Annotated in this window: 14 protein-coding genes; 4 read left to right on the top strand and 10 right to left on the bottom strand. The window is 35.0% G+C overall.

Going from position 1 to position 13726, the window contains the following annotated elements:
* Positions 1 to 108: 108 nt before the first annotated feature.
* The 6 genes from WAK64_RS14150 to mce all read right to left on the bottom strand — a co-directional run bounded on the left by WAK64_RS14150 (position 109) and on the right by mce (position 6582).
* Positions 109 to 1362: a DNA polymerase IV gene (locus tag WAK64_RS14150; protein WP_336587636.1), complete on the bottom strand. Its 1254-nt coding sequence runs from the start codon at positions 1360 to 1362 to the stop codon at positions 109 to 111.
* Positions 1363 to 1431: 69 nt separating this feature from the next.
* Positions 1432 to 1905, bottom strand: a complete 474-nt coding sequence (locus tag WAK64_RS14145) for a chemotaxis protein CheW (RefSeq protein WP_336587635.1) — start codon at positions 1903 to 1905, stop codon at positions 1432 to 1434.
* A gap of 187 nt (positions 1906 to 2092) precedes the next feature.
* Positions 2093 to 2335 (bottom strand): hypothetical protein, encoded by a 243-nt coding sequence (locus WAK64_RS14140; protein WP_336587634.1) that lies wholly within the window; start codon positions 2333 to 2335, stop codon positions 2093 to 2095.
* 1083 nt (positions 2336 to 3418) lie between these two features.
* Entirely contained in the window at positions 3419 to 4543 is a 1125-nt protein-coding gene (locus WAK64_RS14135) for a tripeptidase T (protein ID WP_336587633.1), read from the bottom strand.
* A gap of 72 nt (positions 4544 to 4615) precedes the next feature.
* Positions 4616 to 6163, bottom strand: a complete 1548-nt coding sequence (locus tag WAK64_RS14130) for an acyl-CoA carboxylase subunit beta (protein ID WP_336587632.1) — start codon at positions 6161 to 6163, stop codon at positions 4616 to 4618.
* 5 nt (positions 6164 to 6168) lie between these two features.
* Positions 6169 to 6582 (bottom strand): methylmalonyl-CoA epimerase, encoded by a 414-nt coding sequence (gene mce, locus WAK64_RS14125; RefSeq protein ID WP_336587631.1) that lies wholly within the window; start codon positions 6580 to 6582, stop codon positions 6169 to 6171.
* Between the two features lie 161 nt (positions 6583 to 6743).
* On the opposite strand from mce, the gene prli42 reads away from it, so the two are divergent.
* Positions 6744 to 6839, top strand: coding sequence for a stressosome-associated protein Prli42 (gene prli42, locus WAK64_RS14120; protein WP_336587630.1), 96 nt, complete (start codon positions 6744 to 6746; stop codon positions 6837 to 6839).
* Positions 6840 to 7137: 298 nt separating this feature from the next.
* Here prli42 and WAK64_RS14115 read toward each other — a convergent pair whose 3' ends face one another.
* Positions 7138 to 7893, bottom strand: coding sequence for an alpha/beta fold hydrolase (locus WAK64_RS14115; RefSeq protein WP_336587629.1), 756 nt, complete (start codon positions 7891 to 7893; stop codon positions 7138 to 7140).
* Positions 7894 to 8246: 353 nt separating this feature from the next.
* On the opposite strand from WAK64_RS14115, the gene WAK64_RS14110 reads away from it, so the two are divergent.
* Entirely contained in the window at positions 8247 to 9080 is an 834-nt protein-coding gene (locus WAK64_RS14110; protein ID WP_336587628.1) for a CPBP family intramembrane glutamic endopeptidase, read from the top strand.
* A 304-nt stretch (positions 9081 to 9384) separates the two neighbouring features.
* Here the strand turns inward: WAK64_RS14110 and WAK64_RS14105 are convergent, their stop codons facing one another.
* The 3 genes from WAK64_RS14105 to WAK64_RS14095 form a co-directional block, all read right to left on the bottom strand.
* On the bottom strand, positions 9385 to 10329 hold the full coding sequence (locus WAK64_RS14105) for a hypothetical protein (protein WP_336587627.1): 945 nt from the start codon (positions 10327 to 10329) through the stop codon (positions 9385 to 9387).
* Positions 10322 to 10843 carry an RNA polymerase sigma factor gene (locus WAK64_RS14100; RefSeq protein ID WP_336587626.1) on the bottom strand — a complete coding sequence of 174 codons (522 nt, stop codon included), beginning with the start codon at positions 10841 to 10843 and terminating at the stop codon, positions 10322 to 10324. The genes WAK64_RS14105 and WAK64_RS14100 overlap by 8 nt, the downstream gene beginning before the upstream one ends.
* A gap of 266 nt (positions 10844 to 11109) precedes the next feature.
* Positions 11110 to 11808: a CPBP family intramembrane glutamic endopeptidase gene (locus WAK64_RS14095; protein ID WP_336587625.1), complete on the bottom strand. Its 699-nt coding sequence runs from the start codon at positions 11806 to 11808 to the stop codon at positions 11110 to 11112.
* Positions 11809 to 11898: 90 nt separating this feature from the next.
* Here WAK64_RS14095 and WAK64_RS14090 point away from each other — a divergent pair, with 90 nt between their 5' ends.
* Both WAK64_RS14090 and WAK64_RS14085 read left to right on the top strand, forming a co-directional pair.
* Positions 11899 to 12681, top strand: a complete 783-nt coding sequence (locus tag WAK64_RS14090; RefSeq protein ID WP_336587624.1) for a MerR family transcriptional regulator — start codon at positions 11899 to 11901, stop codon at positions 12679 to 12681.
* 318 nt (positions 12682 to 12999) lie between these two features.
* The gene (locus tag WAK64_RS14085; RefSeq protein ID WP_336587623.1) at positions 13000 to 13479 is read left to right on the top strand and encodes a hypothetical protein; all 480 of its coding nucleotides are present in this window, start codon (positions 13000 to 13002) and stop codon (positions 13477 to 13479) included.
* The last annotated feature ends 247 nt before the right edge of the window (positions 13480 to 13726 follow it).

Raw genomic sequence — 13726 nt, 5'->3', positions numbered from 1 at the left:
TAAAGATTGTTCAATGATGAACATGATTCTTATACTGTAACAAGGTTCAAACCAAGTTTCAAATAATACGCTGTGAAATGATCTACTTTCCTATTATGACCAGAGCTATTAATTATCTCTCAAAAAATCTTTATTAAAACTTGTTCCCTCTTCCTTTGATGTTGTTTCTTTATCACGAATTTTCATACCTTTTTGGACAATGTCGTTTCCAAATTTATTTCGCAAGTCATCCATCGCCTTAAAAAGGGGTTCAGCCTTTGCCTCTTTTTCATATGAAAATAAATCTAACTGTTTAATCGCTCCTTCTTTCTCTACTAAATCATTCGTTGTAATCCCTAGTAATCGAACAGCATTTCCATTCCAATGCTGTAAAAACAACTCTTTAGCAGCAGCAAGGATTTCCTCTTTCTTAGACAAATAATTTGTTTGCTTTTTACTCCTCGTTATCGATTCGCGATTTTTAAAACGAATTATAATGGTTATCGATTGCGCAACGAGGTCTTTCGATTGAAGACGGCTTGCCACTTTTCCTGCCAATTGATTTAAATGATGTAAAAGCTCTTGCTGATTACTAACGTCCCTCGGTAATGTCATAGAGTTCCCAACTGATTTAAAATCATTTATCGAATCTGGATCAACTGTTCGTTCATCCTCTCCGTTAGCACGTTTCTTTAAGCGCGGACCATTTATCCCTAATAATCCCTTAAGTTTAATATCATCCGCTTTAGCCATTTGTTTAATCGTCTCAATGTTAATCGTTTTTAATTTTTTTGCTGTCTTTTCACCCACACCATGCATTTCTTGCACTGGAAGGGGCCATAATTTCACAGGGATATCTCGTTTTCGTAGCACCGTAATACCTAACGGCTTTTTCATATCAGAAGCCATTTTCGCTAAAAACTTATTAGGAGCAATTCCAATACTACATGGTAAATCCAGCTGATCTTGCAGCCTCTTTTGAATCGAGTTAGCAATCTCAAGGGGGCTCCCTAATTCAAAGCTTTCTGTTATATCCATATAGCCTTCATCGATGGACACTGGTTCAACAAGTTTTGTATATTGTCGAAGTACATCGAACATAGCTTTCGAGGCTTTTTGGTAACGGTCAAAATTAGGACGTAAAAGAATCAAGTCAGGACAACGTTTTTGTGCCTCCCAAACAGACATCGTCGTTTTAACACCGAGTCTTCTTGCCTCATAGCTACACGTTACAATGATTCCTCTTCTTTCTTCAGGGTCCCCTGCTATTGCAATTGGCTTACCTTTTAAGGTAGGATCATATGCCATTTCAACAGAAGCATAAAAACTATTCATATCAACATGAAGAATAACCCTTCCGCTTTTCGGATAATATTGCTTCATCTTCTTTCTCACCTTATCTATCGTATATAATGGTAAATAGAAAAAGCATGTCTCATTCAGAGCATGCCCTTACACCTTTACAGTTTCTTCTAAATAAGCTTCGATTTCTTTCATTCCACCTAAGCTTTGTACCAAAATGTCGGCATCAACAAAGGTAATTAAACGATCTTCTAGATGCACAATTCCTGTAAAATACTTTGTTTGGGAATAAGCTAGTAAGCTGACTTGCTTAATTTGGTCTTTTAAAATATCAATGATTTCTTTTGCCTCTTTAACCATCACGCCAAAAGAGAAAAGTCCCTCTGTCTGTATAACAATGATTCGTGCATCTTCCACCTTTGCAGGTGACCCATACAGAATCTGCTCAAAATCAAGCACAGGGACCAACTCATTTCGAATATCAACCATTCCACGTACATAGGCTGGTAAATGTGGGATAGGATTGATAGTGGTTACTTTCTCAATTGACATGACATGCTCAATCGGAAAAGCGTACTCTTCACTCCCTGATTGAAAAACGACAATTTTTTGATCTTCACTCATGAGTAACCCTCCTATTATGACTTTCATTATTGCCTTCCTTTTCTATTATAAGAATACCATATTTTTCATCACATTGAATAAAAAATAGGAAGCGCTATGATCAGCCGATAAGCAATCGGAGCTTGCAACGCCCCTATTTTCTGGTAGTGCTTTGCATTCATTTTAGTAAGTATCAAACTAACTTATCTTAATCTTCTTCTACTTCCTCAATAAACATATCATACTGAATTACATTAGAAATATTACTTTGTGCTACTTGTTCATGATAATTCCAATCTTCATCAATATAAGAGATATCATCAATATTCCCATTATATACTTCTTCTTTATCTGCCTCCGCTAACTTTTCAAGTGCTTCTTCCTCTGTTTCTGCGTTAACTTCAACTTTTAAAACCGCAATGTACGGCAATTCAATATAATATTTTTTCATATTGTTCTTCTCCTCCATTCATTTAGTGAATCTTTGTAGATTTCTTTCCTTAATCACAAAATGAAAATTTACTAAGCGAATTCATTTCATCAGTTTTTTAGTCAATCTAAAATTACGTTTCCGTTCATTTGTTAAAGAGTTGCACTTTAATCGATATCACCTCGTTCAAATAAAGTTTCGGATAAATGTATTGGTAGAAATAGTTCTTACGTTCTTTCAAGAAGTTGGTTGAATACAGTAAGACTTTGCTGTTGAGGATTATAAGCGATTTAAAATCGGAGTTTGTATGATACGCATTGTGATTTTTTTGCTACAGAACTGAAATAATCATCCTATCCGTAAATGAAGGTCAAAAGTATTAATAAGATCCCATTTTCATTAGGCTGGCATACATCACCCCTCCAATACTTTTTAATAAGGTACATCATAATAGCTCTTCAGCCTCTATGCCATGATGTGAAATAAATTATATATAAAATCTAGATTTAGTTCTAATGGCAACCTCCTATGGATGTTTATGATTAAGGAAAGAACCTTCAGTTTATTGAAAAAAACTGCAAAAAAATGCTTAATTACGTATAAAAATGAAGCTTTACATGCTAGGAGATAGTAGATATAATAGGGACATTCAAAATATGAGTGACAAAGATTTACCGAAAGCCGACTATGTGGGTCTTACATGTAAGGCACCTTTTAACCGCTTCGCTTTCATTTACTCCAAACCATATCATTTTGTTTTAGGTACTCCCGTTTTGGTATGATTGATCTCTAATTACCTTAATAAATGTTTCTAATCTGTTAACTGCTGATCATCCCCCATTTCGCTATACATTCACATTCCTCATCAATATTTCATAGCAGTCACACAATTGCAGTATTTATTAATAGATTTATCTATGTATCGAGGTAAGTAACGATATAATTGCGCCTCATGAATTACTTTTTTTGCTTGCTCTAAAAACAATAAAACAGCATCGGCATATACCGATACTGTTTTGTAGTATCATTTGATACGATTATTTAGATTGTTTTTGAAAGGTTTTCAGCGCCTCTCCCTCAAGGAAAGCCAAATACTACTTTACACTAAGCACTAGTCACTTCTTCAACAATAGAAACAACCATCTCAGCAAGCTTTACTAATTCTTGAACAGGCATTCTTTCATTTGTTGTATGAATTTCTTCATATCCTACTGCTAAGTTTACAGTCGGAATCCCGAAGCCTGCAATGACGTTTGCATCGCTTCCGCCTCCACTTGTTTGAAGACTGCTTGGACGTCCAATTTTTTCAGCAGCCTTTTTCGCCACTTCCACTACTTCATCGCCGTCTGCAAATTTAAAACCTGGATACATGATGTCAACTTCAACAGAAGCACTTCCCCCCATTTCAGCTGCCGCTGAATGGAATGCCTCTTTCATTTTCTCTACTTGAGCTTCCATTTTACCAGGTATTAACGAGCGTGCTTCTGCTAAAATATCGACTTGATCACAAACGATATTCGTTGCTTGTCCACCTGCAAACCTGCCAATATTTGCTGTTGTTTCTTCATCGATCCTACCTAATGGCATTCGGCTAATGGCTTTTGATGCTATTGTAATAGCCGATACGCCCTTCTCAGGTGCTACTCCAGCATGTGCCGTTTTCCCATAAATGACAGCCTTAACTTTTGCTTGTGTTGGGGCAGCGACAATAATATTTCCAACTTTTCCATCACTATCTAAAGCAAAGCCATACTTCGCCGTTACATAAGATGGGTCTAATGCCTTTGCTCCTACTAATCCAGACTCTTCTCCGACTGTAATAATAAACTCAATTTTACCGTGAGCAATATTTTGTTCCTTTAATACACGAACCGCTTCTAACATTACGGCGAGACCAGCTTTATCATCCGCGCCTAATATCGTTGTTCCATCAGAATAAATATAGCCGTCTTCTTTTAAAATAGGCTTCACTGACTTAGCTGGTACGACCGTATCCATATGTGACGTAAAATAGATCGTATCGACCCCATCTTTTGTTGCTGGTAATGTGCAAATTAAATTACCCGCACCATGTCCTGTAATTTCCATGGTATCATCCTCAACGACTAGAACACCAAGACTTTCAAATTTTTCTTTTAACACTTTCGAAATATGTCCTTCATATCGAGTTTCTGAGTCAATTTGCACTAATTCTAAAAATTCATTTACGATTCGATCTTGATTAATCATCCTTATACCCTCCAGTTATGTATTCAACTCCCTTAGTATAGCCTGAAAAGCTATATGTCACAATGAATACACTTAAAGAGGGATATTTCCGTGTTTCTTTTTTGGTCGATCTTCTTTTTTATTCCGCATCATTTCAAGCCCTTGAATTAACTTAATTCTTGTTTCACGAGGGTCGATAACGTCATCCACCATTCCTCTGCTAGCAGCAACATATGGATTTGCAAACTTTTCTCGATATTCTTCAATTTTTTCAGCACGAAGTTGCTCAGGGTTATCACTCTGATTAATATCTCTCGCAAAAATTATATTGGCAGCCCCCTGTGGACCCATTACGGCGATTTCCGCATTTGGCCATGCAAAAACTAAATCAGCTCCAATTGCTTTGGAATTTAGTGCCACGTAGGCTCCACCATACGCTTTGCGCAATATGACCGTAATTTTCGGAACAGTTGCTTCTGAATAAGCATATAAAATTTTTGCTCCATGGCGAATGATACCGCCATGCTCTTGTTTAACACCTGGAAAGAAACCGGTTACATCTTCGAACGTAATGATTGGAATTTGAAAGGAATCACAGAAGCGAATAAAGCGGCTTGCTTTATCAGACGAATCAATATCCAGCCCCCCGGCCATAATTTTAGGCTGGTTACATACAAGGCCAACCACTTCACCGTTCATTCTCGCAAGGCCAATCACTATATTTTTAGCAAACCCACTTTGAATTTCTAAAAAACTACCCTCATCGACTACCTCTTCAATTACTTTTCTAACATCATAAGGTCTGACTGCATCAAAAGGAATAGTGTCCGCTAAATTTTCTCGATAGTGATTCTCTAATCCAGCTTCCTTTATTGGGGGTTTTTCTTCGTTATTTTGTGGTAAATAAGATAATAATAAACGAACCTGCTCTAAAACTTCTTCTTCAGACTCTCCGCGGAAATGCGCATTTCCACTTATGGTATTATGTACTTCTGAACCACCTAAATCCTCTGCACTAATCTTTTCTCCTGTTACGGTCTCAATAACTTTTGGCCCTGTAATAAACATCTGACTCGTTTTATCTACCATAAAAACAAAATCAGTTATAGCCGGCGAATAGACGGCTCCGCCGGCACATGGACCCATAATAACCGAAATTTGCGGTATCACTCCAGAATAGATTGAGTTTCGATAAAAAATATGCCCATAGCCGTCCAGTGAAACGACACCTTCTTGAATTCTTGCTCCACCTGAATCGTTTAATCCAACGAAAGGGGCACCATTTTTCACAGCCAAATCCATTACGTTGGCAATTTTTTGAGCATGCATTTCACCTAATGCTCCTCCAAAAACGGTGAAATCTTGTGAAAATAAATAAATCGGTCTTCCATTCACTTTTCCATATCCCGTGACAACCCCATCACCAGGACCCTCAGCTTTGTCTAAACCAAAGTCATTACTTCGATGCTCAATAAATGGATTTAATTCAACAAAGCTTCCTTTATCGACTAGTAGCTCTATCCTTTCTCTGGCCGTTAATTTTCCTTTTTCATGTTGCTTGTCGATGCGTTCATCTCCACCACCAAGCTCTACCTTACGCTTTCGATCATATAATTCATTTATTTTTTCGTAAATATCCATCCTTATTAAATTTCCTTTCCGACTGGTTTTTCACACAACTCATACAATACCTTTTGCGTTGATTTAGGGTGAAGAAAAGCGATGTTAGCGCCTCCTGCCCCTTTTTTAGATTGCTGATTGATCATGTCAATTCCCTTTGATTTCAATTCTAAAATGCGATTTTCTATATTTTCTACCCCAAAGGCGATATGATGAATACCTTGCCCTCGTTTTTCTATAAATTGTGCGATAGTACTTTTTGAAGATAAGGGCTCTAACAATTCTAGCTTTATATTACCTCCATCTAGAAATGCTACTTTCACATTTTCTAGAATAACCTCTTCAACCTTTATAAGTGTTAAACCAAAAATATCTGTATATAATGGTAGCGCTTCCTCAATTGAGGGTACAGCTATGCCGATATGATCTACTCTTTTCATCTTTTACCATCCCCCTTTACTATCGTATTCGATGGTTATTGTCGAATTTCCTGCAAAAGAACAAAAAATAGTAAGCGTTTTCAAAATATATTATCTTGTCAATCAGATGGACTAAGCGTACAATAGTAGTGAAAATGATAGAAATAAGGAGTGTGAACTCTATGGGAAAGAAGAAAATGCAAAAGACGATTATTTATTTAATGTTATTTGCTATGATCGCATCAACATTATTCGCAGGTTTAGCGATGATTTTATAAATGTGATTAAGGATAACTTACTTAAGTTATCCTCTTTATCCTGACTCGTATTTCGCTTAATTTAAGGGTACAATCCCCGCTCTTTGTCCTTTCCCATTTATCACTCTCTTATCCTTTACCCGCCGTTTCCCTTCCTATTACTTCCCTTCATTAACAGTAGCTCCCATTCAATCTACTTGATCAAAATACTCCATTTATGAACAAAATGAGTGAAAAGGTATTAACTAGTTAATGATGACGTTATTTGAATATAGATTCGTGATACATTAAGACAAGCAAAATAAGTGATTCATTCCTTTTATCCATCTTGTAAAAACAACTGGATATCATTAGTGATTTTTTCAGGGTGAGTCAGTGTCACCATATGATCTGCATCTTTAATGAGGGTAAAACGGATCGATGGAACTTCTTGAAAATGTTCAGCGATTCGAAACATATCCTTCCATTCCTTATCTCCTTGAATAAAAAGAGTATTTACTTTTATCTCATGTAATCGTTCAATGGCTGGTGGTTCAGGCCAGGTCATCTCAAAATTTTCCCATTCCGTAAAAACTTTTTTCATATGATGTCTCGTCATATCATAGAGAAAGTCTTGGTGTGGACTTGACATCGTAATACGATAATTTGGTCCACTTAGCGACAGCTCTACAAGTTTCTTAACGTCTGGTGCAACAGCATTTACGCTTTGCATCCACTGAATGAATTCACTGGAATAAGTATATCCCGTTAATGAAGGAGCTAATAATACTAATTTTCTCACTTTATCAGGGAATGTAAGAGTAAAATCAGTTGCAATTTGTCCCCCCATCGAATGACCTACAAGAGTGACCTTTTTTAAACCAAGATGATCGATCAACTTTAGCAAATCATCAACATAATCGGTTGGTTCAGACGGTGATGGTGACTTTCCAGCGCCTCGACCATCAAAAATAACCACTTGGTTTGTTTTGGCTAAATGAGGTACGATAAAAACCCACTCCCTCATATCTACTCCAGGGCTATGAATCATCACAATCGGATCACCAGAACCGTGTACTTCATAATGTAAATCCATTTTTCTCCTCTCCCTCGTAAGATTTTATACTTATTTTGAATGTCATGTTTTGCTATTACATCTCAAGTGTATTTATAGACTGCTAGTCCCGTCAATAGCAAAACAAAAGAAGCGAACATTACAATTCCTACAACTTTTCACAAAATTATTTTCATAAAAATAGACGTTCATGAAGGAATGAGAACACAATATTGAATGTAAGAAAGTGCCTCCAAAAAATGGTCCTTCTCGGCATTTCATCCTGAAGACGGATAGATTCTCCCACTATGGTTTGTAGGTTTCGCTATACAAGACGATATAATGGGAATATAAGACATTTCGAGGTCCAATTAGGAGAGAAAGGGGCATGCGTCATGTTATTGGGAAGTATTTTTAAAAGACCGATGGTGATGTTCGTTTTATTAAGTAATGTGATTTTTTGGGTATTTTTAGCGTTAATTGGTGTATGTATGATGATTAATGTGCCGATGATAATTACAAATACTTTAATCATTATGTCAGCATGGTCCTCAACCTTTTCTTTTATTATTTTATTTAAAATTATTTATCCTCGGTTGAATCTTATAGATTTTATAAAACAACAATTTGCAACCAAACTTAGCTTCAATGTACTTGGAATAGCCATTAGCATTCAAGCATTAATCTTTATATGTTCGCTCATACTTCTACCAAGTACTGATAATATTCAATATTTCTCGAAATCACTTTCAGGTGTCACATTATTCCTATTCTTATTTTTCAATATTCTAGTAAGTGGACCTTTAGGTGAAGAACTAGGGTGGAGAGGATATGCTCTGAATGAACTTCAGAAAAAGTACTCACCTTTAGTTACTGCTATTATAACAGGAGGACTATGGGGTTTTTGGCACACACCTCTATGGCTACTAACTTCGGGGTATACTGGAATGAATTTAATAAAGTATTGTGGACTTTTTATGGTCGGAATCATATCAGTTACGATTATTATGACGTTTTTTTATAATTTAAATAAGAACTTATTCGTCCCCATAATCATTCATCAACTATTTAATTTTTTCATTCTAATTACAAAGGGAGAATTATTGGACATTTTATTTTACCACTCGCTTCTCTATTTTAGTGTTGCCTTCATATTAATAGTAATCAACCCAAAGCGTATACTATATTACGATGAGAAAGCTCCTTTCCACAAACCCTTGAAATTTTAACAGTGAATAAGATTTTTCATTTCACATAGATATAAGCATGCGCTTATATCTATGTGAATGCTATGAATATCAGTACCACATTTTTTGTTAGTATATATTTGATGTACAACCAATAAACCGTATCTTCGTACAACCTTATATCCCACTTTAGTACTTTTTCGTTGTTTTTCTCCGCGTTCACTCGTATAAACAATTTGCACGAATTTCATTCTCTATGCGCCATCTAAGTAAGTATTACTGTGAAAGTAGCAATTAAAAACGTCAGAATTAAATATCTGACGAGATTTTGGTTTCAATAGGAAAATTACTTGAGGTTACTCCAGAAATCAGAAAATATATCTTCATTCATTTTAAAATATACATCCATATATCCGTAATATATATATCCACCGCTAAGAAGTGTAAGCCTAACCGTAGAACCGTCATTTAATATAATACTTAATTCCCTAAAATTCTCTTCGCTTCTTGACTGTCGAATTGGATCTGAATCTAGACTTCTAGGGAAAGGCTTCGCCTTGTTTAGTTCTACCACGAAGGTATTTAATGTTTTTAAATCTGTAATGGGTTGATAGTTTTTGATACTGTTATTCCAATCACTGAAGGTTCTAAACTGGGCAGAAGATATATTCTCATTCATATTTAGTTTACCAAACACATCTTTGCCGTTCTTTATTGTAATTCCATTAAGGTTCTCATAAAATTCGGCATATATCTCCCCATTTTCCTCTTTGTAAGTCATAATTCTAAAGTCTTTATCGTATCCTGTAACAGAATAAACATCTGTTTTTGCGACAGTCGATGCAAATTCTTCATCATAGGCTTTTTGCTCACTCCACTCGTCTATTGTTCCTTTCGTTGTTCCAAGCTTTTCATCTATCATCTTTTTCGCAGCATCAGCAGTTATCTCTGTCTTAGTTTGCGTGTAAATTTTCCCGTTATAGACAATTAAGCCAATCATATTAGCATTCATTGTTTCTTTTGGTAATTTTATAGCTGGTATATTCACTCCGCCATCTTCCAAAACAACAGGTGAATTTGAATTTGTTGTATTATTTAAATTGGTTTTCAATAAAGTAAATGCTCCGATTGAGACAAATAAAGCAACAGCAACACCTATGCCTCGGACAATATTTCTTTTATTATCGCTTATTATTTCTTTTTTCGCCTGAGAAACGCCCATTTTACTGCGCTGTCTCAATTCATTCGGTATTTTAATTTTATCCATCTCATTTTTTATCTTATTACTCATAAAAACTGTCTCCTTTCAATTCATTACGGAGCTTGTCTAACGCTCGATATAAAATGGTTTTAGCCGTTCCTAAAGGCATATCGAGCATTTCTGATATCTCTTTGAAAGTTAACCCTTCGTAAAATCTTAAAATAACTACACTTTTTTCTTCTTCATTTAAACGCTCAATTAGGTCTCGAACCGTCAATTCTAATTCAATTTCTTCATTTAAATCAACGGATAAATTCGCCTCGAATTCAGGCTTTAATTGAATTATTTTCTTTTGCTTTCGAAGTAAATCTACGGAGCAGTTTATCGCTATTCTTATTAACCAAGTTTTAAAATGGTGAGGTTCTTTTAAATGTTTGATTGTTTTGAATGAACGATAGGCTGTTTCTTGGATCACATCCAGTGCATCGTTTTGATTTTTCACGTATACTAAAGCGATTCGATAAATATCCTGTTCGTATTTCTGAAATAATGTTAAAAAAGCCTTATCATTTCCTTTTTGAGCTTTCCTTACTAAATGTAACAATCAGTTGCCGCCTCCTTCATGACCTATCGTTTATTAGACGAACAAATTATTGATTTGGCTTTATATTTTTGAAAATATTTACTACTTATATATATCTTGTTAACTTCCAGCCAACTACTTTAGATAAAGCTCGGCCTAGTAAACTTTTATTGCTTTTTTCAAATTTCAATCAATGATTATAAATACGGAAGCCCCTTCTCAAATTTCTTTGGACGTTTCAATTAAAAGAGCGCTACCCTTCTACCTATCATTAAACATCAAATGCTTTACACCAAAGTAGTGAGAATTACGGCAATTCCGTTAAATGCTCCATGAATAATAATAGCAGGTAAAATAGAACCGGACTTTTCATAGGTCCACGCAAATATCAAACCAGAAATAAGATTTACAGGCAAAGTATTGTAAGTTGGAATATGAACAAGCATAAAGATGAAAGAACTAAAAAATAAGCCTGCACCGACTCCCCATTTCATCCTAAACCATTTATAGAGAAAACCACGGTAAAAGATTTCCTCGTAAAGTGGAGAAATAATAGCTGCTGAGATAAATCCAATACTAAAAGTAAACCACGTTATATTTACCTTTAATGATTCTGTTTTCCTATTTTCCACGCCAACCTGAAGGAAGTCCATCAAGATAACGATGAGAATACTAGTCACTAGTAAAACAATCATCCAGACGATTATCCATATCCAATAACTTTTTGAAAAAGAACGAAACCCAACTACTTTCCATTTCAAATGCTGAGGCCTTAAGGCAATAAAATACACTCCTAACGTAAAAATAATTGCCATCACAAAGCCTGTTAGTGTTCCCGAATATAGATGGTTTGAAAAAACTAGTTGAAATAATTCATTTAATAATAACTCAACTCCTATAGGCACAATAACGAGAGTGAGCAAAAGCAATAAACAAAGTTCCTTATACGTCCGCTCCATCGAGTTAAATACATTTTTCTCCATCATCTGTTTCCCCCTACACTTTATATATGTTACATTTACAATAAATGGTGACGTAACGTAACCTGCAAGTATTTTTTAGGAGGAATTATTTCTATGACCCATTTTTCTACAGGAGAGGTTTCAAAGAAACTCAATATGTCCTTACGAACCCTACGCTATTATGACCAAATCGGACTAGTAGAGCCTGCATTGAAAGAAGAGAATGGAAAGCGATATTATAGCTCTGAAAATATATTATTACTAGAAAAGGTTCTTCTACTAAAAACCACTTCCATGTCGTTAGAGGATATCAAAAAAATTATTAGGCGCATTACTATTAGCGAAACTCTTGCTATCCATAAAGAGCAGCTTGAAATCGAAATCACGCAGCTACAGCAATCAATGAATTATACAAATACGCTATTAAACATTATAAAACTTGAAGGCGATATTCATTGGGATCAACTATTACCTCTCCTCTCAGAAGAAAAACAATCCTTGAAGCAGAAAAGAAAGAAGGAAATTATGGAAGAATTATTTACCGAAGAGGAAGAAGCTACGTTAGCTGAACAACTTCCAAAAATGGAGAGTAACGAAGATCAAACAACGAAATGGATTAATATCATTAAACGAATCGAGATATGTATAGAGGAAAAAAAAGAACCTCACTCTCGAGATGGTCAATTAATTGCTGAGGATACTCTCCTTTTATCCAATGAAACCTTTAAGGGAAATGACGAATTAGCAGATAAGTTTTGGAATGCTCGTAAATCTGAAGAGGATTCTGCAAATATGAATTTATACCCTATTAACAAGGAGATTTTGACCTTCATGGAAGAGGCCATCATATTTTATGAAAGAAAGGCTAACAATCAAAGTTCTGATTTTTTTAGCTAGTACACATCGCTAGATGAATACGTATGAACAGCTTTGAGGTGAAAAATTCATTTTGACACGGTTGATCAAAATCCAATTGTTTATGGGATTGAGGAAATAAAAGAGGAAAAGCTTTTCTTATTATCTCTATAACTCTATTTATTTTACCTAGAGATATTGAGTGGGAGAGTAGAAAAAGAGAAACCATTTCATGCAAGTGGAATGGGTAAAGTATTTTATTGGTCTAAAGTGAGCAAGACTACAGGGGATACCTTATTCTATTCGCACTCGGACAATAAAAAAAATAGATAGCCTTAAAAATGGAAAGGTAAGGTAAAGGTGAAAAAAAAGAAAGTAATTATTTTTACACTTTTATTAGTCGCAATAACAATAATGTTGATTGGTTGGTCAGCTTCAAAAGGAAAGCTGTATGATTATAACTACTCAGAAGTAGCTAAAAAATTGGAACTATCGCCATTAAACGCAAAAATCCCCACTAAAGTACCTTTTGATGAGATGCAACTTCAGAATTTTAGTTCTAATAGTCAGCAAGTTGAATTTACACTATTCAATGTAGACAAACAGTCTTTAACAATCAAAATAATAAAAGATGAGATTAAGTACCCAGAAACAATAAAAAAAGAGACTATTAAAATAGGAGATAATTCAAATGGTATCTATATACCAGAACACTCTGGCAAAAGAATTATTTTATGGAAGCACGGAGGACTCTCTTATGAAATAGCCTTTGGCTATAAATTAACTCCTATTGAGGTTAGTAAAAAGCAGTTAATTAAAATGGTAGAGTCATTTGAATAAAAACCATGTTTAAAGAGAGAGGTTTCTTGTATTATTCCTATTTAGCTTTAGAGGCATTTAATTGTAGATTTAATAGGAGTTATTTGAATTCAAGTCTTCGACTCTTGGGCACATTAATTGAATAAGCTCCCAAGAAAAATAACCAATAATATAATTTAAATAGGCGTATTGATAAATTAAATAGAGGATACGCCTATTTTTTACTCAATCGCAACAAGTTTTTTAAATAACAGCAAATTTGAAAAAA

It is taken from the genome of Bacillus spongiae, assembly GCF_037120725.1.
Lineage (GTDB): Bacteria > Bacillota > Bacilli > Bacillales > Bacillaceae_K > Bacillus_CI > Bacillus_CI spongiae.
This window is presented reverse-complemented; position numbering and strand designations above follow the sequence as displayed.

Excerpts from the sequence above, each read along its gene's own strand:
- WAK64_RS14130 (WP_336587632.1), bottom strand. The coding sequence starts at position 6,163 with ATGGATATTTACGAAAAAATAAATGAATTATATGATCGAAAGCGTAAG.
- WAK64_RS14135 (WP_336587633.1), bottom strand. The coding sequence starts at position 4,543 with ATGATTAATCAAGATCGAATCGTAAATGAATTTTTAGAATTAGTGCAA.
- prli42 (WP_336587630.1), top strand. The coding sequence starts at position 6,744 with ATGGGAAAGAAGAAAATGCAAAAGACGATTATTTATTTAATGTTATTT.
- WAK64_RS14140 (WP_336587634.1), bottom strand. The coding sequence starts at position 2,335 with ATGAAAAAATATTATATTGAATTGCCGTACATTGCGGTTTTAAAAGTT.
- mce (WP_336587631.1), bottom strand. The coding sequence starts at position 6,582 with ATGAAAAGAGTAGATCATATCGGCATAGCTGTACCCTCAATTGAGGAA.
- WAK64_RS14110 (WP_336587628.1), top strand. The coding sequence starts at position 8,247 with ATGTTATTGGGAAGTATTTTTAAAAGACCGATGGTGATGTTCGTTTTA.
- WAK64_RS14090 (WP_336587624.1), top strand. The coding sequence starts at position 11,899 with ATGACCCATTTTTCTACAGGAGAGGTTTCAAAGAAACTCAATATGTCC.
- WAK64_RS14145 (WP_336587635.1), bottom strand. The coding sequence starts at position 1,905 with ATGAGTGAAGATCAAAAAATTGTCGTTTTTCAATCAGGGAGTGAAGAG.
- WAK64_RS14150 (WP_336587636.1), bottom strand. The coding sequence starts at position 1,362 with ATGAAGCAATATTATCCGAAAAGCGGAAGGGTTATTCTTCATGTTGAT.
- WAK64_RS14095 (WP_336587625.1), bottom strand. The coding sequence starts at position 11,808 with ATGATGGAGAAAAATGTATTTAACTCGATGGAGCGGACGTATAAGGAA.
- WAK64_RS14105 (WP_336587627.1), bottom strand. The coding sequence starts at position 10,329 with ATGAGTAATAAGATAAAAAATGAGATGGATAAAATTAAAATACCGAAT.
- WAK64_RS14115 (WP_336587629.1), bottom strand. The coding sequence starts at position 7,893 with ATGGATTTACATTATGAAGTACACGGTTCTGGTGATCCGATTGTGATG.